Here is a 25,074-nt window from a genome sequence, read left to right on the forward strand (position 1 = left end):
ATGCAAGCCTTGGATACCGCGCAACTCGTCGCCCTGGCCGGTGCCGTCGGCTGGGCCAGCGGCATACGCCTGTACCTGGTGCTGCTGCTGACCGGCCTGGCGGGTTACCTGGGCTGGATGGAATTGCCACAGGGCCTGCACCTGCTGGCCAATCCGGTGGTGCTGGGCGCCAGCGGGTTCATGGTGTTTGTCGAGTTTTTCGCCGACAAGATCCCGGGGCTCGATTCGCTCTGGGACGTGGTGCATGCCGTCATCCGCATTCCGGCCGGGGCGGCGCTGGCGGCGGGCGTGTTCAGCGCCGACAGCGCTGCTATGAGTTTAGTAGCGGCATTGGTAGGCGGAACGCTCGCAGGCACCAGTTTTGCCGCCAAGGCGACGTCACGGGCGGCCATCAACACCTCGCCCGAGCCCTTCACCAATATCGGCACCTCGCTGGTCGAGGACAGCCTGGTGCCGGCCGGGCTTTGGCTGGCCGTGGCGCATCCTTTTGTTTTTATTCCCTTGCTGGTCGTGGTGCTGGTGCTCAGCGTCTGGCTTATCCGCCTTTGCTGGCGTTTTTTGACCCAGCTGTTTACCCGTATGGCGCGCATTTTCAGCGGCAAGACCGACCCGGGATTGCCGCCCGCTTTCACCCTGAAGTCCCCTTTTTCAAAGAATGAGCCTCATGTTTAAAAAAATCCTCATTGCCAACCGGGGCGAGATCGCCTGCCGCGTTGCCGCCACCGCCCGCCGCATGGCCATCAAGACCGTGGCCGTCTATTCGGATGCCGATGCCGACGCCAAGCATGTGAGCTTTTGTGATGAAGCCGTCCACATCGGCGGCAGCGCGCCCAAAGACAGCTACCTTCGCTGGGAACGCATCATCGAAGCCGCCAAGGCAACGGGGGCCGAGGCGATTCACCCCGGCTACGGGTTTTTGAGCGAGAACGAGGAGTTCGCCAAAGCCTGTGCCGAGGCCGGGCTGGTCTTCATCGGCCCGCCGGCGTCGGCCATCAAGGCCATGGGCCTGAAGGCTGAATCGAAACAGCTGATGGAAAAGGCCGGCGTGCCGCTGGTGCCCGGCTACCACGGCGCGGACCAGGACCCGGTGATGCTCAAGCACGAGGCGGACCGCATCGGCTACCCGGTGCTGATCAAGGCCAGCGCGGGCGGCGGCGGCAAGGGCATGCGCGCGGTGGAGAAATCCGAGGATTTCGCGGCGGCTCTGGCCAGTTGCCAGCGCGAGGCCATCAACAGCTTTGGCAACGACACCGTGCTGATTGAAAAGTACGCGCAGCGCCCGCGCCACATCGAGATCCAGGTGTTTGGCGACATGCACGGCAACTACGTTTACCTGTTCGAGCGCGACTGCTCGGTGCAGCGCCGCCACCAGAAAGTGCTCGAAGAAGCCCCTGCGCCCGGCCTGTCGCCCGAGATGCGTCAGCAGATGGGGCTGGCCGCTGTCGCGGCCGCCCGCGCGGTCAACTATGTCGGCGCCGGTACGGTCGAATTCATCGTCGAGCAGCGCGCCGATGGCAGCATGAATTTCTTTTTCATGGAAATGAACACCCGGCTGCAGGTCGAGCACCCGGTCACCGAAGCCATCACCGGGCTGGACCTGGTCGAGTGGCAACTGCGCGTGGCGTCGGGCGAAAAGCTGCCGCTGGCGCAGGACCAGCTGAAGATCAACGGCCACGCCATCGAGGCGCGCATCTGCGCCGAGAACCCGGACAACAACTTTTTGCCGACCACCGGCACGTTGCATGTGTATGACAAGCCGGTGTGTACGGCGTTTGAGCGCGGCACCGTTCGCATTGACGACGGCGTGCGCCAGGGCGACACGATTTCGCCGTTCTACGACTCGATGGTCGCCAAGCTGATCGTGCATGGCCAGACGCGTGAAGAAGCGCTGGCCCGCATGGACGAGGCGCTGGCGGAGACCCGCATCGTGGGCTTGAGTACCAATGTGCAGTTCCTGCGCTACGTGGTGCGCAGCCCGTCGTTTGCCCAGGCGAACCTTGACACGGCCTTGATCCCGCGCGAGGAAGCCGTGCTGTTCAGGCAGGAGCCGGTCGGCCTGCCAATGGCGGCGGCCAGCGCGATTGCCCAGACACTGCTGAGTGAACAAGCCGCTGAAGGCAGCGACCCGTTCAGCCGCCGCGATGGCTGGCAAACGCATGGCGTGACGCAGCGGCCGTTCGAGTTCGACTTCCATGGCGAGCCGGCGAAAGCCACGTTGACCTATGGGCATGACGGCGCCTTGCAGTTGACGGTGGGCGAGGTGTCCGGTCCGCTGGTGTTTGCCAAAGGCGCGCAGGGCATAGACATCCAGTTCGCCGGCCAGCGCTTGAGCGCAACGGTTTATACGCAAGGCGAGGTCGATCATGTCTTTACCGCGCGCGGCGCAACCCAGATCACCGCGATTGACCTGCTGGCCCACGCCGGCGAGAGCCACGCCGAAGGCGGTCGCCTGACCGCGCCCATGCCCGGCAAGATTTTGTCGTTCTCGGTCAAGGCCGGCGACACGGTCAAAAAGGGCCAGCCGCTGGCGGTGATGGAAGCGATGAAAATGGAGCACACGATTGCCGCGCCGGCCGACGGCGTGGTCGAGGAGTTGATGTACGCGCCCGGCGACCAGGTCACCGAGGGGTCGGAGCTGCTTAAGATTGCAGTTTGAACCTCATGAAAGCCTGAATGCGCATCCTTTTTTGCTGTACCGACACCAAAGCCCAGCCTTGGCTTGAAGGCTTTCGTGTTGCCTTTCCCGGCGCCGAGGTGGACATCTGGTCAGCGGGCGCGCCGTTGGCCGACTATGCCGTGGTCTGGACGCCGCCACAGCAGTTCATCGACGAGCAGGCACAACTCAAGGGCATCTTCAACATTGGCGCCGGCGTCGATGCGCTGATGAAGCTGCGCCTGCCGCCCGGCGTTCCGGTCGTGCGGCTCGACGACGCCGGCATGTCGGTGCAGATGGCCGAATACGTCTGCCATGCAGTGATCCGGCATTTCCGCGAATTTGATGGTTACGAGGCGGATGCGGCGCAAGGCAAATGGTCTTACCGCAAGCCGCGCCTGCGCGCCGATTTTCCGGTCGGCGTGATGGGGCTGGGCGTTTTGGGCGAGCGTGTCAGCCGGGCGCTGGCGCAATTCGAATTTCCGGTGATGGGCTGGAGCCGGAGTGCCAGGGCCGTTCCCGGCGTGCGCTGCTTTTCAGGCGACGCGGGTTTCAACGACTTTCTGACGGCCAGCCGCATCCTGGTGTGCCTGCTACCGCTCACGCCGGACACCGACAACGTCATGCGCCATGACACGCTGGCCCGGTTGCAGCCGGGCGGCTACGTTATTAATGTCGCGCGCGGCAGCCACTTGGTGGACGACGACCTGATCGCGCTGATCGACAGCGGCCACTTGGCAGGCGCCATGCTTGATGTATTTCGCACCGAGCCGCTGCCTGCGGCGCATCCGTTCTGGACGCACCCAAAAATTACCCTCACGCCGCACACCTCGGCGCGTACGCTGCGCGAGGAAAGCATTGCCCAGATTGCCGGCAAGATCCGTGCACTGCAGCGCGGCGAGGCGGTGGCTGGCGTCGTCGATCCCATGCGCGGCTATTGATCCGGCGGGGTTTGATCTGGCGGGTCTTGCCCACCGCAGTGGAGGAGCGCGCTTTTTTATTCAACCTGCGCCGGCGCATTTTCGGGTTTTCCGCTGCTTGCATCGCATGCGACTACAGGGTAAGTGCCTAGTCGCCGAGTAAGTAGGCGGTAAGTCCTCCTACTTAACCTTCGTCTCACGAAATTTACTCAGAGGAGATAGCGATATGGATGATGATTTGGTTCAACGGATTGCAAGAAATCCAAAATACCAGGAGCTAAAGGCCAAGCGCACCAGCTACGGCTGGTGGCTCACGCTGGCCATGATGCTCGTGTACTACGGCTTCATCCTGCTGGTGGCTTTTAATAAGCCCTTTTTGTCCCAGCGGATGGGCGAGGGTGTCATGACGGTGGGCATTCCCATCGGCTTTGGCGTCATTGTTTTCACAATCCTGATCACGGCCATTTACGTCAAGCGCGCCAACAAAGAGTTTGACGACCTGACGGCAGAAGTTACCAAGGCGGTGCTCAAATGAATTTCAAATCTGACAACATCCGGCGCATCTTGACGCTGCTGGCCTTGTTTGGCGTGTCGGCTGCGGCCTGGTCCGCCGGCGCAGACCTGGGCCAGTCTGAAAAGCAGGCCACCAACTGGACGGCCATCGGCATGTTCGGCGGCTTCGTGGTGCTGACCTTGTTCATCACCAAGTGGGCTGCGTCCAAGACCAAGTCAGCTGCTGACTTCTACACGGGCGGCGGCGGCATCACCGGCTTTCAGAACGGCCTGGCAATTGCCGGCGACTACATGTCGGCCGCTTCCTTCCTGGGTATTTCCGCAGCCGTGATGGCCAGCGGCTTTGACGGCCTGATTTTCTCCATCGGCTTTCTGGTCGGCTGGCCGGTCATCACCTTCCTGATGGCCGAGCGCTTGCGCAACCTGGGCAAGTTCACTTTTGCCGACGTGGCGGCTTTTCGCTTCAAGCAGGCACCGGTCCGCATTTTTGCGGCCTCCGGCACCCTGGTCGTGGTGGCGTTTTACCTGATCGCCCAGATGGTGGGCGCGGGCCAGCTGATCAAGCTGCTGTTTGGTCTGGAATACTGGATCGCGGTGGTCATCGTCGGTTCGTTGATGATGATTTACGTGTTGTTTGGCGGCATGACAGCCACTACCTGGGTGCAGATCATCAAGGCTGTCATGCTGTTGGGCGGAGCGAGTTTCATGGCGATCATGGTGCTCTGGAACTTCGGTTTCAGCCCCGAAGCGATGTTCGCCCAGGCGGTAAAGATCAAGGCCGACCTGGCATCGAGCACCGGCAAGACGGCTGAAGAAGCCGCCAAGCTTGGCCAGTCCATCATGGGCCCCGGCAACTTCGTGAAAGACCCGATTTCCGCCATTTCCTTTGGCATGGCGCTGATGTTCGGCACCGCCGGCCTGCCACACATCCTGATGCGCTTCTTCACCGTGCCTAGCGCCAAGGAAGCGCGCAAGTCGGTGATGTGGGCGACCGGCTGGATTGGCTACTTCTACCTGCTGACCTTCATCATCGGTTTTGGCGCCATCAGCTTCGTGCTGACCAACCCGTCCTTCCTGGACGCCAAGGGCGGCCTGCTGGGCGGCAACAACATGGCAGCCATTCACCTGGCCAACGCCGTGGGCGGCAACGTGTTCCTGGGCTTCATCTCGGCGGTGGCGTTTGCCACCATCGTCGCGGTGGTGGCCGGCCTGACACTGTCGGGCGCCTCGGCTGTCTCGCACGACCTGTATGCCACGGTGATCAAGAAGGGCAAGGCTGACAGCGCTTCGGAACTGCGCATCTCGAAAATCACCACGCTGGTGCTGGGCGTGATTGCCGTGGTGCTGGGTATTGCGTTCGAAAAGCAAAACATCGCCTTCATGGTGTCACTGGCCTTTGCGATTGCCGCGTCGGCCAACTTCCCGGTGCTGTTCATGTCCGTGCTGTGGAAAGACTGCACGACGCGCGGCGCGGTGATTGGCGGCTTCATGGGTCTGATCTCGTCGGTGGCGCTGACGGTGGTGTCGCCTTCTGTCTGGGAAGTCACGCTGGGCAACCCCAAGGGTTCAGCGCTGTTCCCTTATGCCTCGCCTGCCTTGTTCTCCATGACCCTCGGCTTTTTGGGTATCTGGCTGTTCTCCATTCTGGACAATAGCAAGCAGGCTCAGATCGACCGCGCTGGCTTCCTGGCGCAGCAGGTGCGCTCCGAAACCGGCATCGGCGCTGCGGGTGCTTCGGGCCACTGATGGTGTCTGCCTGACAAGGCGGGCCATTCGGTCCGACTTGCGATAACCTAGAAGGACTGCAGGATTCAATAGCCTGCAGTCCTTTTTTCATGGGAAACCCGTCATGCCGGACGATTCTTCAGAACCCTTTTCTTTCAATGCGCCGCCTTTTGACTGCCTGAGCCCGGAGCAGCAGGCGCTGGTGCGGGGCAACCTGAGCAGGGTGTCTTTCCCGAAGGGGGACGTGATCCTGACACCTGACATGGAACCGGCCCATGTGTATGTGCTGGTCAAGGGACATGTCCAGCAGATGGAAGCCGGTGAGGTCGTGGCGGTCTATGGGCCGCCCGATTTTTTTGCCTTTCGCGCGGTGATGGCCGGCCGCGCCAGCGGCGTGCTGCAGGCGCTGGACGAGGTGGAGGCCTGGCAGCTGCCCGGCGCCACGGCGCGCGCGCTGATTTCGGGTAACGCGCTGTTCAGTGCGCTGGTGTTTGCCGACTTGTCGCAACGGCTTTCGGCTGCAGCAGAAAACCGTAAAAGCCGTGAATTCCTGTCGTTGATGATGGTGCGGGTCAAGGACGCGTACATCCGCAAGCCCTTTTTTGTCGATGGCGGGCTGGACCTGGTGTCGGTCTGCCGCCTGCTGTCGGCGCAGGGGCTGGGCAATGCGCTGGTGCGGGACACCAAGGACGGCGTGGAACGCATCGGCATGTTCACCACCACCGATTTGCGCGATGCCCTGCTGCGACCCGAGCCGCCCCAGCAACTGGCCGTGCGCGAGGTCGCGCAGTTCACGCTGGTGTCGGTTCAGGCCGACGCGGAACTGTCCGAGGCCCTGCTGGCGATGATTCGCCACCGCGTCCATCGCGTGCTGGTGCGCGAAGGCGATGCTATTTTGGGCGTGCTGAGCCAGCTCGACCTGATGAGCTTTGTGTCCAACCACTCGCACCTGATTGCGCTGCAGGTCGAGCAGGCCGCGTCCATTGCGGAACTCCGGACGGCGGCCTTGCAGATGGACGGCCTGATCGCGCTGCTGCACAGCGGAGGGGCCCGGATCGAGCTCATTTCCAGTCTGGTGAGCGAGCTCAACGGGCAGATTTTTGCCCGCCTGTGGTCGTTTGTCGCGCCGGCCGAACTGGTGGCCAACAGCTGCCTGATCGTGATGGGCAGCGAAGGGCGCGGCGAGCAGATTCTCAAGACCGACCAGGACAATGCCCTGCTGCTGCGCGACGGTTATGCGGGCGCCGAACTGCAGCAGAGCGTGCAGCGTTTCAACCAGGCCCTGACCGAGTTTGGCTACCCGCCCTGTCCGGGCAACATCATGGTGACCAATCCGCGGTGGTGCCAGCCGCTGGCCGGCTTTCAGGACAGCATCCTGGGATGGCTTTATGGCGCCGATGCGGACGGACCGATGAACCTGGCGATCTTCATGGATGCCCGCGCGGTGGCGGGAGACGCAGCGCTGCTCAGGCAGGCCCGGGACTATGCCCACCACATCATGGCCGGCAGCGATGCGTTTTTTGCCCGTTTCGCCGCCGCCATTGACCAGTTCAGCGAACCCGGCGGCTGGTGGGCGCGCTTGGCCACGCTGCGCGGCCGCGAGGAGCAGGTGTTCGACCTCAAGAAGCTCGGCACGTTTCCCATCGTGCATGGTGTGCGTTCCCTGGCGCTGGAGCATCGGCTCGACGAGGTCGGCACGGCGGCGCGCCTGCAGGTGCTGGTGAGCCGCAGGCATATTCCGTCAGACCTGGCCCGCGACCTGATCGACGCGTTGCATTTTTTGATGGGCGTCAAGCTCAGGAGCAACCTGCGGCAAAAGCAACTGGAGCAGCCGCTGGACAACCTGTCGCATTTCTCCAGCCTGGGAACGCTTGACCGTGACCTGCTGAAAGACTCTTTGGCCATCATCAAGCGCTTCAGGCTGTTCCTGCAACTGCGCTACAAGCTGGCAACCTGAACCCTTTTTTTGCAGGCTATAAAAAAATTCGCCGGCCCTGCGGCCTGTCCTGGATAGGCGAGCCGCCTTCATCGCGGGACCGGTTTTTGCGATACTTCAGACTAGAAGGAACCTCCCATGAAACTCCCTGCGCATGTCAAACTCGTCGATGTCGGCCCGCGTGACGGCCTGCAAAATGAAAAGCAGCCGGTGCCCGCCGCCATCAAGATCGAACTGGTTCACCGCCTGCAGGACGCAGGCTTGAAAAACATCGAAGTCACCAGCTTCGTGTCACCCAAGTGGGTGCCGCAGATGGCCGACAACCTGGAAGTGATGGCCGGCATCCGCCGCCAGCCCGGCGTGTGCTATTCGGTGCTGACGCCCAACCTTCAGGGCTTCGAGGCGTCGCTGGCTTCGCACCCCGACGAGATCGTGGTGTTTGGCGCTGCCAGCGAGGCCTTCAGCCAGCGCAACATCAACTGCTCGATTGCCGAAAGCATCGAACGTTTCCGCCCGGTGGTCGAGGCCGCGCGCGCCCGGGGCATTCATGTTCGCGGTGCGATGTCCTGCACTGTTGGCTGCCCCTACGAGGGCGAGATTGCGCCCGAGCGGGTGGAAATGCTGGCGCGTCTGATGAAGGGCATTGGTGTGCAGCATGTTGGCGTGGCCGACACCATCGGCGTCGGCACGCCCCTGAAAGTGCAGCGCGCGCTGGAAGCGACCCTGCGCCACTTCGACATCAACGACATCTCCGGGCACTTCCACGACACCTACGGGCAAGCGCTGGCCAACACCCTGGCGAGCCTGGAAATGGGAATTTGGCAGTTTGATACGTCTGTTGCGGGTTTGGGCGGCTGCCCTTATGCCAAGGGCGCGACTGGCAATGTGGCCAGCGAAGACGTGGTCTATTTGCTGCATGGCATGGGCATAGCCACCGGCATTGACCTGGACAAGCTGATCGACGCCGGCCAGTTCATCAGCGATTTCCTCGGCCGCAAGTCCGGCTCCCGCGCCGCCACGGCCTTGCTGAACAAGCGGGCGGCTTGAGCATGTGCGGTGCTGAAGTCATCACGCTTCCCGAAGGTGTGCAACGTGTCGCTGCCCTGCTGCAAACCAGCGGGCATCCCCACTCCCCCGTCATGCTCGATGATGCCGCCCGAACCGCGCAACAGGCGGCCGATGCGCTGGGCGTAGCGGTCGGCCAGATTGCCAAGAGCATTGTGTTTCACCGCAAGTCGGACGATGCCGCCGTGCTGGTGGTGACATCCGGCGACCAGCGCGTGGACGAGAAAAAAGTCGAGGCGCAGGTAGGCGGCAAACGGCTCGGGCGGGCCGATGCGGCGTTCGTCAAGGCAAAAACCGGCTTTTCGATTGGCGGCGTGGCGCCGCTCGCCCATGCCGCGCCGGTGCTCGTGCTGATCGACCGGTCGTTGTTCCGGTTTGATGAACTGTGGGCCGCTGCCGGCCATCCGCATGCGGTGTTCAAGCTGTCGCCGCAGGCGCTTGCGCACCTGACGGGTGCAGCGGTGGCCGATCTGGCGGTGAACGACAGTGCTGAAAGCCTGGCCTTGCAGCATGCTATTGCCCTGGTTCGCCAGCGCTCGCAAACCGTGGACAGCGCCGCCGAGGTGCCATCGCCCTGCATTTCCATCTGCCGCATGAATGCCGTAACGGATCTGTGCGAGGGCTGCTTTCGCACGCGGGGCGAGATTGCCGCCTGGAGCAGCGCGGGCGATGCAGGCAAGCGCCATATCTGGCGCGTGATCGACGAACGCATGGATGACCTGGATGGTGCGCGGTCCGTGGCACGGCCGGGGGTGTGAACCGCATTGCCTGACCAAATGACTCCTTTTTCGAGCGGGAAAAGGCGTGAGGCGGTTGCCCAGGCCATGGCGGCCTTGGCAATGACGAACTTTTAGATAAAAACTGGCGTTTCCGCTTTCTGGGTATGTGCAAGCAGCTATGAATTCGGTAGCATTCAGGGACCCTCACCAAGGAGGCGCAATGTTCAAAGGACTGGGTGCGCAACGGCTGCTGGCACTTTTCGCGGGCAGCTGGCTGCTGTTTAACTTTCCCTTGCTGGGCCTGTGGGACCGGGACGCCACGCTGCTTGGCATTCCATTGTTCCCGGCGGCCCTGTTCATTCTCTGGGCGCTGGTGATTGCCCTGCTGGCATGGCTGATGGAGCGGCCCGGGCAGCCTCATCAGGACGACCCGGCATGATCTCTCCCGCCGTGGTCATCGGCGCTTCGCTGGCCTACCTGCTGCTGCTGTTTGGGGTAGCTTGGTACGGCGACCGGCGGGCTGCCGAGGGGCGCTCGATCATCGCCAATCCCTGGACTTACGCCCTGTCGCTAGGCGTGTATTGCACCGCCTGGACCTATTTCGGCAGCGTCGGCCGGGCAGCGTCCGGCGGAGTGTGGTTTTTGCCGATCTACCTCGGGCCGACGCTGGCCATGGTGCTGGGCTGGATGGTGCTGCGCAAGATGATCCGCATCGCCAAGGCCTACCGCATCACCTCGATTGCCGATTTCATCGGCAGCCGCTACGGCAAGAGCCCGCTGCTGGCCGGGCTGGTGACGCTGATTGCGGTGGTCGGCATCGTTCCTTACATTGCCCTGCAGCTCAAAGCCGTTTCGGCGGGTTATGGCTTGCTGACAGCGCCTGCTGGCGCGGTTGCGCAAGGGCCGCTGCCCTGGATGAAGGACAGCGCTTTTTATGTCGCGCTGGTGCTGGCCGGTTTCACCATGATGTTTGGCGCCCGGCACTTGGATGCCACCGAGCGGCACGAGGGCATGGTCGCGGCGATTGCCTTCGAGTCAGTGGTCAAGCTGGTGGCTTTCCTGGCGGTGGGCCTGTTCGTGGTCTATGGCCTGTTCGACGGCTTGGGCGACCTGTCCGCCCGCGCCCAGGCTGTTCCGGCACTGCGAAGCCTGGTGCGGCTGGAGCAGGGCGGCACTTTTGCGTGGACGCAGTGGTTCGCCCTGATTTTGCTGTCCATGCTGTCGGTGCTGTTCCTGCCCCGGCAGTTCCAGGTCATGGTAGTGGAAAACGTTCGCGAAAGCCACCTGCGCCGCGCCGTCTGGGTGTTTCCGCTCTACCTGCTCTTGATCAACCTGTTCGTGCTGCCGATTGCGCTGGGCGGGCTGCTGTACTTTGGCGCCGGCACGATGAATCCCGAGAACTTCGTCCTGTCGCTGCCGCTGGCCGCCGGCCAACACGCGCTGGCGCTGTTCGTCTTCATTGGCGGCCTGTCGGCGGCGACCGGCATGGTGATCGTCGAAACCATCGCCGTGTCCACCATGGTCAGCAACGAGCTGGTGCTGCCGCTGCTGCTGCGCTCGCGGCACTTTCACGGCGGCGCCGGGCATGACCTGAGCCGGCTGCTGCTGGGCATCCGGCGCGCCGCCATCCTGGGCGTTCTGGTGCTGGGCTATGTGTACTTTCACCTGGCCGGCGAGGCCTATGCCCTGGTCAGCATCGGCCTGATCAGCTTTGCCGCCGTGGCCCAGTTCGCGCCGGCGGTGCTGGGCGGTCTCTACTGGAAGGGCGGCACGCGGCGCGGCGCGCTGGCCGGCCTGCTGGCCGGGTTCCTGATGTGGGCCTACACGCTGATGCTGCCGTCGATTGCCAAGTCCGGCTGGCTGGGCACCGACTTCCTGACGCTGGGGCCCTGGGGCATCGCGCTGCTGCGGCCCGAGCAGCTGCTCGGCCTGCAGGGACTGGACGGGCTCACGCACGCGCTGTTCTGGAGCCTGCTGGTCAATGTGAGCGCCTATGTCGGCCTGTCGCTGTGGCGCGCGCCGTCGGGGCAGGAAGCCAGCCAGGCGCTGCTGTTTGTCGATGTATTCCACCGCACCGCCGCATCCAGCCCGGTGTTCTGGCGCGGCCAGGCCAACGTGCCCGATTTGCTGCGCCTGTGCGAGCGCTTCATGGGCGCTGCCAAGGCCCGGGCCTTGTTCGAGTCTTATGCGCGCCAGGTCGGCGTGCGCCAGGTCGAGAGCATCCGGCCCGATGCCCGGCTGGTGCAGTTTGTCGAAACCCAGCTGGCCGGCGCGGTCGGCAGCGCTTCGGCGCGGGTGCTGGTGGCCTCGGTGGCCGAAGAAGAAGTGCTCACGCCCGAGGACGTGATGCGCATCCTCGATGAATCGTCGCAAATCCGCGCCTATTCGCGTGAACTGGAGGAAAAATCGCATTCGCTGGAGCGCGCGACGGCCGAGTTGCGCCAGGCCAACGAGCAGCTCAAGAGTCTGGACCGGCTGAAGGACGATTTCATGTCCTCGGTCACGCATGAACTGCGCACGCCGCTGACCTCGATCCGCGCGCTCGCCGAGCTGATCCGCGACGACGCCGGCATGGAACTGGCGCAGCGCCAGCATTTCATGGTGATCATCGTCTCGGAAACCGAGCGTCTGACGCGCCTGGTCAACCAAGTACTGGACATGGCCAAGATCGAGTCAGGCAACGCCGAGTGGCACAACAGCGAGGTGGACCTGCGCGCGCTGCTGTCCCGGGCCGTCGAGACCACCGCCGAAATGTTCCGCGAACGCCAGTGCGAGGTGCGGCTGCACCTGTCCCCGGAAGCGCTGCTGCTCCGGGCCGACCCGGACCGCTTGATGCAGGTGGTGCTGAACCTGCTGTCGAACGCCGTCAAGTTTGTCCCGGTGCCCGGAGGCCGGGTGGTGGTCAGCCTGGCCAGCGATGTCAGCGGTCTGACAGTGCGGGTGCAGGACAATGGGCCAGGCGTGCCGGCCGACCAGCAAAGCCTGATTTTTGAGCGCTTCCGGCAGGGCGGCGACGGCATCAGCCGGCCGCAGGGTACCGGCCTGGGCCTGCCGATCAGCCGCCAGATCGTCGAGCATTTCGGCGGGCACCTAGGGCTGGAAGCCGGCAACGGGCAGGGCGCCTGCTTTGCGTTTCACCTGCCCTGGAACGCGCCCGTGCCGCAGGCGCAAACTATAAAAGGAGACAAAACATGAGCCAAAAAATCCTGGTGGCCGATGACGAGCCGAACATCGTGATCTCGATCGAATACCTGATGAAGCGCGAAGGCTACACCGTGCTGGTGGCTAGAGACGGCCAGGAAGCGCTGGACATGATTGCGCGTGACCGGCCCGACCTGGTGCTGCTCGATGTGATGATGCCGAAAAAATCAGGCTTCGAGGTCTGCCAGGCGGTGCGCGCCAGCGAGGAACTGCAGTCCACCAAGATATTGATGCTGACGGCCAAAGGCCGCGACACCGACCTGGCCAAGGGCCTGGCGCTGGGCGCGGACGCCTACATGACCAAGCCGTTTTCCACCCGCGAGCTGGTGCAGAAGGTGGCTGAAATGCTCGGCGCGCAGCCATGAAGCAGCCTGATCGACGGCTGATCCTGGCGATTGCCGCCGTCGGGCTGGCCCTGGCCGCCTGGATGGTCCTGAGCGGGGCGCTGGTCTGGTCCACGCTGGCGTCCGCCGAGCGCGACGCCGTGGGCGCGGTGCTGCGGCCGCGCATCGCCCTGCTCGGCATGAGCTGGGCGGCGGCGCTGGCGGGCGTGGCGTATGGGCTGCATCGGCTCTACCTGCGCTACGCCAGCGCCCCGGCGCGCCTGCTGGAGCAAACCCGCGTGCTGCTGGCCGCCAGCGAAGCGCAGCAGCTCACGCCCCACGGCAGCCCAGAGCTGCGCGCGCTGGCCGGCAGCATCAACGAACTGGCAGCCCAGCGCGACCGCCTGCGCGAGGACATGGCCGAGCAGATCGCGCTGGCCAGCCGCAGCGTGCAGCAGGAAAAAAACCGCCTGGCCGCGCTGATGGCCGAGCTGACCCAGAGCGTCGTGGTGTGCAACCTCGACGGCCGCATCCTGCTCTACAACAGCCGCGCCCGGCTGCAGTTTCGCGCCCTGTCGCAGGCGCCCGCGCTGGCCGACGGCGCCGAGCTGATGGGCATCGGCCGCTCAATCTATGCCGTGTTCGACCGCCAGCTGGTGGCGCATGCGCTGGAAACCATTCACCAGCGCCTGCGCCGGGGTGCGGCCAGTCCGTCGGCGCAGTTTGTCACCACGACGCGCTCCGGCCAGCTGATCCGCGTGCAGATGGCGCCGGTGCGTGACCAGGATTTCAACGCCGAGCCGGGGGCCGGCATCAGCGGCTTTGTGCTGATGCTCGACAACGTGACGCAGAGCTTCGAGGAAGCGACGGTGCGCGACCAGCTGCTGCACGGCCTGACCGAGGGCAGCCGCTCGTCGCTGGCCAACATGCAGGCGGCAGTGGACATGCTCGGTTACGCCGACCTGGAGCCCGAGATGCGCGAGCGCTTCCTGCGCGTGGTGCGCGAGGAAGTGAGCGCCATGAGCGGGCGCATCACCGACCTGGTGCAGCGCTCGACCCAGGGGCTCAAGACCCGCTGGCCGCTGGAGGAAATGCTCGGCACCGACTTTGTCACCGCCGCCCAGCGCCAGATCGAAAGCCATTGCCAGCGCGGCGTGGCGGTCGAAGGCGCCGACGCTACCCTGTGGCTCAAGGTCGAAAGCTTCACGCTGCTGCAGGTGCTGACCTACCTGGCCAGCCGGCTGGTCGACGAGTTCGATGTGAAGTTTTTGCAGCTGCGGCTGCAGCAGGTCGGCCAGCGCGCGCAGCTCGACCTGATCTGGTCCGGCCAGGTGATGAGCACCGAAACCGTTATGACCTGGGAAATGGACCCGATGCGTTTTGGCACCCAGAGCACGCCGCTGACGGTGCGCGACGTGGTCGAGCGCCACGGCGGCGAGATGTGGTTCGAACGCGAGCGTGTGCGGCATCAGGCTTTTTTCCGATTCCTGCTGCCGCTGGCCAGCGAGCAGGAGCAGCTCGAAGCCTCTCAGATCATGCAGAATGAGAGCCGGCCCGAGTACTACGATTTCGACCTGTTCCAGGTCAGCGAACAGGCCAGCGCGCTCGACGACCAGCCGCTGTCGTCGCTGTCCTTCACCGTGTTCGACACCGAAACCACCGGCCTGAATCCGTCGCAAGGCGACGAGATCATCCAGATCGGCGCGGCGCGCATCGTCAACGGCAAGCTGCTGCGCCAGGAGTCGTTCGAGCAGCTGGTGGACCCGGGCCGGCTGATTTCAGCCGCGTCAATCCCGATTCACGGCATCACGCAGGACATGGTCAGGGGCAAGCCGACGATTGCCGAGGTGCTGCCCGCCTTCCACGCCTTTGCGCAGGACACGGTGCTGGTGGCGCACAACGCGGCCTTCGACATGAAGTTTTTGAAGCTGCAGGAAGAGCACACCGGCGTGGCCTTTCACCAGCCGGTGCTGGACACGCTGCTGCTGTCGGCGGTGGTGCATCCGAACCAGGAATCGCACCGGCTCGAAGCCATTGCCGAGCGTTTCAACATCACCGTGCTGGGCCGGCACACGGCGCTGGGCGATGCCATGGTGACGGCCGAAGTGCTGCTGCGCCTGCTGCCGCTCTTGCAGGGCATGGGCATCCACACCTTGCGGCAGGCGCGGGAGGCGGCGCAGGCGACTTACTATGCGCGCCTCAAGTATTGAGTTTTTTAAGTAAAAAACGGTTTTTGCGCAATAGTTGCCTGCGTAAGCAGCTATCTAATTCATAGCAATTTATCAAAGCAAGCGTCTGCATGAAACACATCACCTTCTATCTCGACTTCATCTCGCCTTATGCCTACCTGGCGTTTGAAGCCCTGCCCGAGGCCCTGGCGGGCGTGAGCTACAGCGTCAGCCATACGCCGGTACTGTTCGCCGGCCTTCTTAAGCAACATGGCCAGCTGGGACCGGCCGAGATCGCGTCCAAGCGCGAGTGGACTTACCGCCAGGTGCTGTGGCTGGCGCACAGCCGAGGCGTTGACCTGGAGATGCCCGCCAGCCATCCGTTCAATCCCCTGCCGCTGCTGCGGCTGGCGCTGGCCTGCAGTCCCGAGGCGACGCCGCAAGCGCCCAACCGCTATGTCTGCGAAACCATTTTTCGCCATGTCTGGTGCGGCGGCGCCGAAGCCGTCGATGCGCGGCGGCTGGAGGCGCTGGCGATGCAACTCGTGCCCAAGCAGTCGCCAGGCAGCGATGCCGTCAAGGCGCAGCTGAAAAAAAACACTGACGCCGCCATCGCGCAGGGCGTTTTTGGCGTGCCCACCTTCGCCGTTGACGGCAGGCTTTTCTGGGGGCTGGACGCGCTTCCCATGCTGCGCGGTTACCTAGCGGGCAGCGCCTGGTTTGATGGGCCGGACTGGGACAGCGTCAGCGCGGTTTCTTCAGGCGTCGTGCGTCGCCGCTAGGGTTTGTACGCAGGTGCTTCACATGCTGAAAAATAGCCCAAGGGTTAGCCCTTGACTTGTCAGTCTGGTGAAAGTCTGCTGAAAGGCCCTGTTATTTTCACGTCAGACTTGTGACAGGCGTCTCCAAAATACTACTTATAGCCTCCAGTTCGGAGGCATTAATTATTAGGGGACAAGACAATGGCAACACCCGCAATCGACAACAGGCCGATGTCAGCGGAGCAGAAGAAGGTGATCTTCGCCTCTTCGCTGGGCACGGTTTTCGAGTGGTACGATTTTTACCTGTACGGCTCGCTGGCGGCCATCATTGCCAGGCAATTCTTCAGCGGACTCGACGCCGGCTCGGCCTTCATTTTTGCACTGCTGGCTTTTGCCGCCGGTTTCATCGTCCGGCCCTTCGGCGCGTTGCTGTTTGGCCGCCTGGGGGACATGGTCGGCCGCAAGTACACCTTCCTGGTCACCATCGTCATCATGGGCCTGTCCACCTTCATCGTGGGCCTGCTGCCCAACTATGCGTCGATTGGTGTGGCCGCACCGGTCATCCTGATTGGCCTGCGCATGCTGCAGGGCCTGGCGCTGGGCGGCGAGTACGGTGGCGCGGCGGTGTATGTGGCCGAGCATGCACCCCATCACAAGCGCGGGGCCTACACCTCATGGATTCAGACCACGGCGACGCTGGGCCTGTTCCTGAGTCTGATGGTCATCCTGGGCGTGCGAACCGCCGTCGGCGAAGCTGCATTTGCCGACTGGGGATGGCGCATTCCGTTCCTTGTTTCGATCTTGTTGCTGGCGGTGTCGGTGTACATCCGCCTGTCCATGAACGAATCGCCTGCCTTCCAGAAAATGAAGGCTGAGGGAAAGACGTCCAAAGCCCCGCTGTCCGAGTCCTTTGGCCAGTGGAAAAACCTGAAAATCGTGATTCTGGCGCTGATCGGCCTGACCGCCGGCCAGGCCGTGGTCTGGTACTCGGGCCAGTTCTACGCCTTGTTTTTCCTGACGCAGGCGCTCAAGGTCGATGGCCCGACGGCCAACATTCTGGTCGCCTATTCGCTCATTCTGGGGACGCTCTTCTTTGTGGTCTTCGGCATGCTGTCAGACAAGATCGGCCGCAAGCCGATCATCATGGCCGGCTGCCTGCTGGCCGCGTTGACCTACTTTCCGGTGTTCACCGCGCTGACCAAGGCCGCCAACCCCGACCTGGCCGCCGCGCAGGCCGCCAACCAGGTGGTGGTGACCGCCGACGCTTCGGAATGCTCGTTCCAGTTCAATCCGACCGGCACCGTCAAGTTCACCAGTTCCTGCGACATTGCCAAGCAGGTGCTGGCCAGCGCGTCGGTGAGCTATGAAAATGCCGCCGGTGCGGCAGGCGCGCCCGCGATCATCAGGATCGGTGCAACCGAAATCGCCAGCTACACGGCCAAGGGCCTGTCAGCCGACGAGGCGAAGAAAAAAGACGTTGACTTCAAAAAGGCCGTGGCCGATGCCTTGAAGACGGCGGGTTACCCGAGCAAGGCCGACCCCGCCAAGGTGGACAAGTTCACGGTCACCCTGATCCTGTTCTACCTGGTGCTGCTGGTGACCATGGTCTATGGCCCGATTGCCGCCATGCTGGTCGAACTGTTCCCCACCCGTATCCGCTACACATCGATGAGCCTGCCCTACCACATCGGTAACGGCTGGTTTGGCGGCTTGTTGCCGACCACGGCGTTTGCCATCGTGGCGCAAACCGGCAATATGTACAACGGCCTGTGGTATCCGATCATCATCGCGGGCATGACGTTTGTGATCGGTACGCTGTTTATCAGGGAAACCAAGGACGTCGACATTTATGCCAACGACTGAGCAAGCGGTTCGGCCGCCCCCGCTGGCGTGCTGCAAGCCGGGCTTTTCATAAATCCTGAAGGCTCCTGTCATATGGCGGGAGCCTTTTGTTTCATGCAGGCGGGCTGCGTGGAAAACAGAGGCCGGATTGAGCCGCCTTCCCGCGCACCGTCATGGCAGCAAATCCGCATCAGCTCGTCCGGATTAACGCGCATTGACAACCAGAAAAATTTTCTGAAAATGTAAAAACTTTGTTAACAATGAAACAACAATGACTGTGCGCAGCCACCCGGGCGGCGGAAGTCGAAGGAAGCCCTGCCGATGATTTATTCAAAAACGCTGTTGGGTCAATCCGCCCTGCAAAGTCGATCAGTCCCGCTGACGCCACGCCAGCGCTCGGCCTTCATCCTGTTCGATGGAAAACGCGAGATCCATGAAGTCCTGAAGGCGACGGCCGGGCTGGGTGTCACGCCGGACGATGTGAGCCATCTGGAGTCCCTGGGTCTGCTGGCGCCGGTAACCGGAGCCACCGCCATGTCGGTTCCCGGCGCGAATGCAGACAAAACTGGAGCAGGCGTGCCGTCGTCGGCCGCGCTTTCCGTCAATGCCGACGGCCTGCCGACGGTCAGCGCCCAGGCCCATTATTCAAAGGCTTATCCCATCGCCACGCGGCTGACGGCCCGCCTGGGCTTGCGCGGTTTCAGGCTCAACCTGGCCGTTGAGGCGGCGGGCGACATCGACAAGCTCAAGGAACTGGCCCCCAAAATCAGGGAGGCGGTGGGGCCTGAAAAGTTTCTTGAGCTTGAAAACGCGCTGTACTACTGAGTCCGTTTTTCGCCAGCGGCCACAACGCAGTAAAAGTACCCCGGCTGCCGCCGCCAACGCCCGCACCAGACAGATGCCATCAAGGGCCTTTCAATCCCGGGCCAGCCATCCGCAGGGGCTCTGCCTAGAATGTCCGACCTTTTCAGGAAAGACCTCTACCCATGCCCCAGGGAACCATCCGCATTCGCGGCGCGCGCCAGCACAACCTCAAAAATATCGACTTGGACATCCGTACCAATGAACTGACGGTCGTCACCGGCCCGAGCGGATCGGGCAAATCCAGCTTGGTGTTCGACACGCTGTTTGCCGAAGGCCAGCGCCGCTATGTCGAGACCTTCTCGGCCTATGCCCGGCAGTTCCTCGACCGCATGGACAAGCCGGCGGTGGACAAGGTCGAAGGCGTGCCGCCGGCGATTGCCATCGACCAGACCAATCCGGTGCGCTCGTCGCGCTCGACCGTCGGCACCATGACCGAACTGAACGACCACCTGAAGCTGCTCTACGCCCGTGCCGCGCAGTTGTTTGACCGGCAGACGGCGCAGCCCGTGCGGCACGATTCGCCCGAATCCATCTATGCCGAACTGATGGCGCGGACCCTGGACAACGACCCGCGCATCGTGATGACCTTCCCGGTCGAGCTGCCCGGCAACACCAGCGCCGATGAAGTGGCGCAGTGGCTGTCGGCCAGCGGCTTCACCCGCGTCCATGCCGAGCGCGACATCGGCACCCCGGCCGGCCCGCACAAGCTGCTCGACGTGGTGGCCGACCGTTTTCGCCTGCACCTGACTGAAAAGATCCGCGCCATCGAGGCGATTGAAACCGCCCTGAAGCGCGGCGGCCGCCTGAATGTCTATGTTCAGAACATTGAAGAAGGTGCTGCCGAGGAAATGTGGCGCTTTTCGACGGGCCTGCATTGCCCCGAGAGCGACCTGCGCTACACGGAACCCACGCCTTCGCTGTTTTCCTTCAACTCGGCCATGGGCGCGTGCGAGACCTGCAAGGGCTTTGGCCGCGTGATTGGCGTCGACTACGGGCTGGTGATTCCGAACGACAAGCTCACGCTGCGTGCCGGCGCCATCAAGGTGATGCAGACGCCGGCCTGGAAGGAAGCGCAGGACGATTTGATGCGCCATGCCGAAGCCGAAGGCATTCCGCGCGACACGCCCTGGCGCAAGCTCACGGCCGGGCAGCAGGCCTGGGTCATCAACGGCTCGCCGCATTGGAAGGGCAAATGGGAAAAGCACTGGTTCGGCATCAAGCGTTTTTTTGCCTACCTAGAAAGCAAGGCCTACAAGATGCACATCCGGGTGCTGCTGTCCAAGTACCGCAGCTACACCACCTGCGAGACCTGTGGCGGCGCGCGCCTGAAGCTCGAATCGCTGCAGTGGCGGCTGGGCACGAAGGATGCCGCCGACGCGGTCTTGCCGCCGGCCGAGCGCTTCACGCCCGTGGGCGTGCAGTGGACGCGCGAGCAGCTAGAAGCGATGCCCGGGCTGTGCCTGCACGACCTGATGCGCTTGCCGATTGACAGGTTAAAGGCATTCTTCGCCGCCCCCGGCTTCACTCCCTCCCCCGCTGGGGGAGGGCTGGGGTGGGGGCAGCCTGGGGCGGGAGCGTCGAGCCCCCATCCCAACCTTCCCCCAGCGGGGGAAGGAGCAACATCCGGCGAAGCCAAGGCGCTGAAGTCGCTGTTCGAGGAAATCCAAACCCGTCTGAAATACCTGTGCGACGTCGGCATCGGCTACCTCACGCTGGACCGCCAGAGCCGCACGCTCTCGGGCGGCGAGGTGCAGCGCATCAACCTGACGACCGCGCTCGGCACCTCGCTGGTCAACACGCTGTTCGTTTTAGATGAGCCGTCCATCGGCCTGCATCCGCGCGACATGAACCGCATCACGCAGGCCATGCGCCGGCTGGTCGATGCCGGCAACACGCTGGTCGTGGTCGAGCATGACCCGGCGGTCATGCTGGCGGCCGACCGCATGATCGACATGGGGCCCGGGCCGGGCGAGCGGGGCGGGCAGATCGTGTTCGACGGCCCGCCCGAAGACGTCCGGCATGCCGACACGCTGACCGGCGCCTACCTCGGCGGGCGCAAGCAGGTCGGCATGGGCCTGAAGCGCGCGGTGACGGAAAGCACGCCACGCCTGATCCTGGAAGGCGCGCGCGACCACAACCTGAAAAATCTGACGGTCGAGTTTCCGCTGCAGCGCCTGGTCTGCGTGACCGGCGTCAGCGGCTCGGGCAAATCGACGCTGATGCAGGACATCCTCGCGCCCGCGCTGCTGCGCCAGTTCGGCAAGGCAACCGAAACGCCGGGGCTGCACGACCGGCTGATGGGCGCCGACCACCTGACCGATGTGGTGTTTGTCGACCAGTCGCCCATTGGCAAGACCGCGCGCTCGAATCCGGCCAGCTATGTCGGCGCCTGGGATGCCGTGCGCGACTTGTTTGCCCAGTCGCCGCTGGCGCAGCAGCGCAGCTACACCGCGACGAAATTCAGCTTCAACAACGGCGACGGTCGCTGCCCAACCTGCGGCGGCTCGGGCTTCGAGCATGTCGAGATGCAGTTTTTGAGCGACGTGTACCTGCGTTGCCCCGATTGCGACGGCAAGCGCTACCGACCCGAAATCCTTGAAGTCACCATCGAGCGCAAGGCAATTGGCGACGTCAAGTCCCGGCTGCTGAACGTGGCCGATGTGCTGGACCTGACCGTGAGCGAAGCCGTGCAACTGTTTGCGCAAGACCGCGAAGTCGTGCGCGCGCTGCAGCCCATCGTCGATGTGGGGCTGGAATACGTCAAGCTCGGCCAGCCCGTGCCCACACTGTCGGGCGGCGAAGCGCAGCGGCTCAAGCTGGCCGGCTTCCTGGCCGGCGCCAGCAAGTCGGCGCCCAAGCCCAGCCTGAGCCGGCAGGGGCTGGCGCTGATGCGGCCGCATCGCGGCACGCTGTTCCTGTTCGACGAGCCGACCACCGGCCTGCATTTCGACGACATCGCCAAGCTGATGCGCGCGCTGCGCCGGCTGCTGGAGGCCGGCCATTCGCTGATCGTCATCGAGCACAACCTGGACGTGATCCGCTCGGCCGACTGGTTGATTGACCTGGGCCCAGAAGGCGGCGAAGCCGGCGGCCTGCTGGTGGCCGAGGGGCCGCCGGAAATCGTTCGCCAGCATCCCACGTCGCACACCGCGCTGGCGCTGCGCGAGTACGAGCAGACCATGAACCAGACGCACCAGGTTCAGGAGCAGCGGCCCAGGGCGTGGAAGACCCGGCCCGCTTCGTCCAACCTGATCCAGATCGTCAACGCCAGGGAAAACAACCTCAAAAGCCTGTCGGTCGACATTCCGCGCGGCAAGTTCAATGTGGTGACCGGCGTCAGCGGCTCGGGCAAATCGACGCTGGCTTTTGACATTTTGTTCAACGAAGGCCAGCGCCGCTACCTGGAGTCGCTCAACGCTTATGCGCGCAGCATCGTGCAGCCGGCCGGCCGGCCCGAGGTCGATGCGGTGTACGGCATTCCGCCGACCGTGGCGATCGAGCAGCGGCTGTCGCGCGGCGGGCGCAAGTCCACCGTCGGAACGACGACCGAGGTCTGGCACTTTCTGCGCCTGCTCTACGTCAAGCTCGGCATCCAGCATTGCACCAAAGACGGCGCGGCGGTCATGCCGCAAAGCCTTGACGCCATCGCCGCGCAGTTGCTCAGAACCTATCGCGGCCAGCACATCGGCCTGCTTAGCCCCCTGGTCATGAACCGCAAGGGCGTCTACACCGAGCTGGCCGACTGGGCGCGGCCGCGCGGCTACACGCATTTGCGCGTCGATGGCGAATTCCTGCCAACGACGAAGTTTCCGCGCATCGACCGCTTCAAGGAGCACACGGTCGAGTTGCCAATTGCCGACATCCACGTCACGCCCGACAACGAAGCCGCCCTGCGCATGGCGCTGGCGACCGCGCTGGAGCATGGCAAGGGCGTGGTGCATGTGCTGGCGACGCTCGACGGCTTGCACGAGGCGATGCTGGCCGGCGCCAGCACCCAGGCGATTGGCAAGCTCGAAGCCTTCTCGACCAAGCGCGCCTGCCCGGTCTGCGCCACGTCGTATCCTGAACTCGACCCGCGCCTGTTCAGCTACAACAGCAAGCACGGCTGGTGCCCGGACTGCGTCGGCACCGGCGTCAAGCTGACCAAGGACCAGCGCCAGGCCTTCGACGATTCGGTGCTCGGCACCGACGACAACAAGGGCCGCGAGCAGACCTTCGGCGAGCCCGAAACCGACGACGTGCTGGACACGGTCTGCCCCGGCTGCCAGGGAACGCGGCTCAATGCCACGGCGCGGGCGGTGCGCTTTGGCGCCGGTTTTTCAAAATTGATAGCTAATGACGCCCGTGCATCAAGCGGAAAAGCCTATTTTGAGCAGGAATTGGCGTTGCTGGACGATGGTACGGGCCGGGGCTGGCCCATCACCGCCATCGCCCGCCTGAGCGTCACCGCCATCCGCGCCTGGGTGGACACGCTGGCGCTGACCGGGCGTGAAGCCGGCATTGCCAGAGACCTGATTCCCGAGATCAAGAGCCGGCTCGAATTCCTCGAAGACGTGGGCCTGGGCTACCTCACACTCGACCGGGGCGCGCCCACGCTGTCGGGCGGCGAGGCGCAGCGCATCCGGCTGGCGGCGCAACTCGGCTCCAACTTGCAGGGCGTGTGCTACGTGCTCGATGAGCCGACCATCGGCCTGCATCCGCGCGACAACCAGATATTGCTGGGCGCTTTAAGCAAGCTCAGCGAACGCGGCAACACGCTGGTCGTGGTCGAGCATGACGAGGACACGATCCGCCGCGCCGACAACATCATCGACATCGGCCCCGGCGCCGGCAAGCGCGGCGGCCGGCTGGTGGCGCAGGGCACGGCGGCGCAGCTCTCTAGCGTGCCGGAATCGCTGACCGGGCGTTATCTGGCCAACCCGTTGATTCATCCTTTGCATGCGCGGCGTGTGACGAAGCTGCCCCCACCCCAACCCTCCCCCAGCGGGGGAGGGAGTGATGCGGACTTCCCGGCTGCTTCTTCTGACTTGCTCCCTCCTCCTCTGGGGGAGGGCGGGGGTAGGGGCTCCCCGATTTCCGATTCAGCGGCCCTGGGCGCGCCCGCCGCCAAACCCCTGAGCAAAGCCAAACAAGCCGCCCAAAAAGCCCAGGCCCTCAAAGCCGCAGCCGCCCAGGCCAGCGCCCTGCACAACGCCGCCCCGGCCGCCGCCAGCCCGTACACCTCCTGGCTCAGCGTCGTCAATGCGTCCCTGCACAACCTCAAAAACGTCTCGGTCGAGGTCCCGCTCTACCGCCTCGTCGCCGTCACCGGCGTCTCGGGCTCGGGCAAATCGACGCTGGCGCGCGACGTGCTGCTGGCCAGCGTCCACGCCAGCGTCACGCAGCGCTCGACCCGGGCCGGACGCGACGCCGATGACATCGGCCAGCACGCGGCCTGGGCCGGCTGCGAACGCATCGAAGGCTACCGCGTCGTGGACCGCGTGCTCGAAGTCGACCAGACGCCCATCGGCAAGACCCCGCGCTCCTGCCCGGCGACCTACATCGGCTTCTGGGACACGGTGCGCAAGCTGTTCGCCGACACGCTCGAAGCCCGCGCACGCGGCTACGCAGCAGGGCGCTTTTCCTTCAACACCGGCGAAGGCCGCTGCCCGACCTGCGAAGGCGCGGGAGTGCGCACCATCGGCATGAGCTTTCTGCCCGATGTGAAGGTGCTGTGCGAAACCTGCCACGGCGCGCGCTTCAACCCCGAGACGCTGGCCGTCACCTGGCGGGGGAAAAGTATCGGCGACGTGCTGAAGATGGAAGTCGATGAAGCCGTGGACTTCTTCGCGTCGATGCCCGCCATCGGCCATCCGCTGCAACTGCTGAAAGACGTGGGCCTGGGCTACCTCACGCTCGGCCAGCCGTCGCCGACGCTGTCGGGCGGCGAGGCGCAGCGCATCAAGCTGGTGACCGAACTGAGCAAGGTGCGCGACGACATCACCCGGCGCGGCCAGAAGGCGCCGCACACGCTGTATGTGCTTGACGAGCCGACCGTCGGCCTGCACATGGCCGACGTTGAAAAGCTGATCCATGTGCTGCACCGGCTGGTCAACGGCGGCCACAGCGTGATCGTCATCGAGCACGACCTCGACGTGATTGCCGAGGCCGACTGGGTGATCGACCTGGGGCCGGACGGCGGCAATGCGGGCGGCATGGTCGTGGCGTCCGCCCCGCCCGAAGCGGTGGTGGCGCTCGGAACGCCGACCGGCAAGGCGCTGGCGCCCGTCCTGGCGCGCCAGCGCTGATTTTTTGGCTCTCTCTCCCTTTGGGAGAGGGCAGGGGTGAGGGCTCCCCGGCTTCGGCTTTTTCCTGCGCCAACAGCGGTATTTGCTATTAAATAAT

At 64.0% G+C, this 25,074-nt stretch carries 16 protein-coding genes; all 16 read left to right on the plus strand.

Annotated features, from left to right (window positions below):
- The 16 genes from ACP7AD_RS12755 (at position 1) to uvrA (ending at position 24,977) form a co-directional block, all read left to right on the plus strand.
- Positions 1-672: a DUF4126 domain-containing protein gene (locus tag ACP7AD_RS12755; RefSeq protein WP_426147950.1), complete on the plus strand. Its 672-nt coding sequence runs from the start codon at positions 1-3 to the stop codon at positions 670-672.
- The gene (locus ACP7AD_RS12760; RefSeq protein WP_426147951.1) at positions 665-2,656 is read left to right on the plus strand and encodes an acetyl/propionyl/methylcrotonyl-CoA carboxylase subunit alpha; all 1,992 of its coding nucleotides are present in this window, start codon (positions 665-667) and stop codon (positions 2,654-2,656) included. The genes ACP7AD_RS12755 and ACP7AD_RS12760 overlap by 8 nt, the downstream gene beginning before the upstream one ends.
- Before the next feature lie 17 nt (positions 2,657-2,673).
- Positions 2,674-3,594, plus strand: a complete 921-nt coding sequence (locus ACP7AD_RS12765) for a 2-hydroxyacid dehydrogenase (protein WP_426147952.1) — start codon at positions 2,674-2,676, stop codon at positions 3,592-3,594.
- A 205-nt stretch (positions 3,595-3,799) separates the two neighbouring features.
- Positions 3,800-4,108, plus strand: coding sequence for a DUF485 domain-containing protein (locus ACP7AD_RS12770; protein ID WP_426147953.1), 309 nt, complete (start codon positions 3,800-3,802; stop codon positions 4,106-4,108).
- Positions 4,105-5,832 carry a cation acetate symporter gene (locus tag ACP7AD_RS12775; RefSeq protein WP_426147954.1) on the plus strand — a complete coding sequence of 576 codons (1,728 nt, stop codon included), beginning with the start codon at positions 4,105-4,107 and terminating at the stop codon, positions 5,830-5,832. The genes ACP7AD_RS12770 and ACP7AD_RS12775 overlap by 4 nt, the downstream gene beginning before the upstream one ends.
- A 103-nt stretch (positions 5,833-5,935) precedes the next feature.
- Positions 5,936-7,768, plus strand: a complete 1,833-nt coding sequence (locus ACP7AD_RS12780) for a putative nucleotidyltransferase substrate binding domain-containing protein (RefSeq protein ID WP_426147955.1) — start codon at positions 5,936-5,938, stop codon at positions 7,766-7,768.
- A 117-nt stretch (positions 7,769-7,885) separates the two neighbouring features.
- Entirely contained in the window at positions 7,886-8,794 is a 909-nt protein-coding gene (locus tag ACP7AD_RS12785; RefSeq protein WP_426147956.1) for a hydroxymethylglutaryl-CoA lyase, read from the plus strand.
- Between the two features lie 2 nt (positions 8,795-8,796).
- Positions 8,797-9,570 (plus strand): YbaK/EbsC family protein, encoded by a 774-nt coding sequence (locus tag ACP7AD_RS12790; RefSeq protein ID WP_426147957.1) that lies wholly within the window; start codon positions 8,797-8,799, stop codon positions 9,568-9,570.
- A 181-nt stretch (positions 9,571-9,751) separates the two neighbouring features.
- Positions 9,752-9,970 carry a hypothetical protein gene (locus tag ACP7AD_RS12795; protein ID WP_426147958.1) on the plus strand — a complete coding sequence of 73 codons (219 nt, stop codon included), beginning with the start codon at positions 9,752-9,754 and terminating at the stop codon, positions 9,968-9,970.
- On the plus strand, positions 9,967-12,726 hold the full coding sequence (locus ACP7AD_RS12800) for an ATP-binding protein (RefSeq protein WP_426147959.1): 2,760 nt from the start codon (positions 9,967-9,969) through the stop codon (positions 12,724-12,726). Before ACP7AD_RS12795 ends, ACP7AD_RS12800 begins: the two co-directional genes overlap by 4 nt.
- Positions 12,723-13,097, plus strand: a complete 375-nt coding sequence (locus ACP7AD_RS12805) for a response regulator transcription factor (protein ID WP_426147960.1) — start codon at positions 12,723-12,725, stop codon at positions 13,095-13,097. The genes ACP7AD_RS12800 and ACP7AD_RS12805 overlap by 4 nt, the downstream gene beginning before the upstream one ends.
- Positions 13,094-15,265, plus strand: coding sequence for an exonuclease domain-containing protein (locus tag ACP7AD_RS12810; protein WP_426147961.1), 2,172 nt, complete (start codon positions 13,094-13,096; stop codon positions 15,263-15,265). The genes ACP7AD_RS12805 and ACP7AD_RS12810 overlap by 4 nt, the downstream gene beginning before the upstream one ends.
- Before the next feature lie 89 nt (positions 15,266-15,354).
- Positions 15,355-16,005 carry a 2-hydroxychromene-2-carboxylate isomerase gene (locus tag ACP7AD_RS12815; protein ID WP_426147962.1) on the plus strand — a complete coding sequence of 217 codons (651 nt, stop codon included), beginning with the start codon at positions 15,355-15,357 and terminating at the stop codon, positions 16,003-16,005.
- A 180-nt stretch (positions 16,006-16,185) separates the two neighbouring features.
- Positions 16,186-17,847 (plus strand): MFS transporter, encoded by a 1,662-nt coding sequence (locus ACP7AD_RS12820; protein ID WP_426147963.1) that lies wholly within the window; start codon positions 16,186-16,188, stop codon positions 17,845-17,847.
- A gap of 300 nt (positions 17,848-18,147) precedes the next feature.
- Positions 18,148-18,651: a hypothetical protein gene (locus ACP7AD_RS12825; protein WP_426147964.1), complete on the plus strand. Its 504-nt coding sequence runs from the start codon at positions 18,148-18,150 to the stop codon at positions 18,649-18,651.
- Positions 18,652-18,812: 161 nt separating this feature from the next.
- Positions 18,813-24,977 (plus strand): excinuclease ABC subunit UvrA, encoded by a 6,165-nt coding sequence (gene uvrA / locus ACP7AD_RS12830; RefSeq protein ID WP_426147965.1) that lies wholly within the window; start codon positions 18,813-18,815, stop codon positions 24,975-24,977.
- Positions 24,978-25,074: the final 97 nt, after the last annotated feature.

The sequence above is a fragment of the Polaromonas sp. DSP2-3-2b2 genome, assembly GCF_049895905.1.
In the GTDB taxonomy this organism is placed as follows: Bacteria; Pseudomonadota; Gammaproteobacteria; order Burkholderiales; family Burkholderiaceae_C; genus Polaromonas.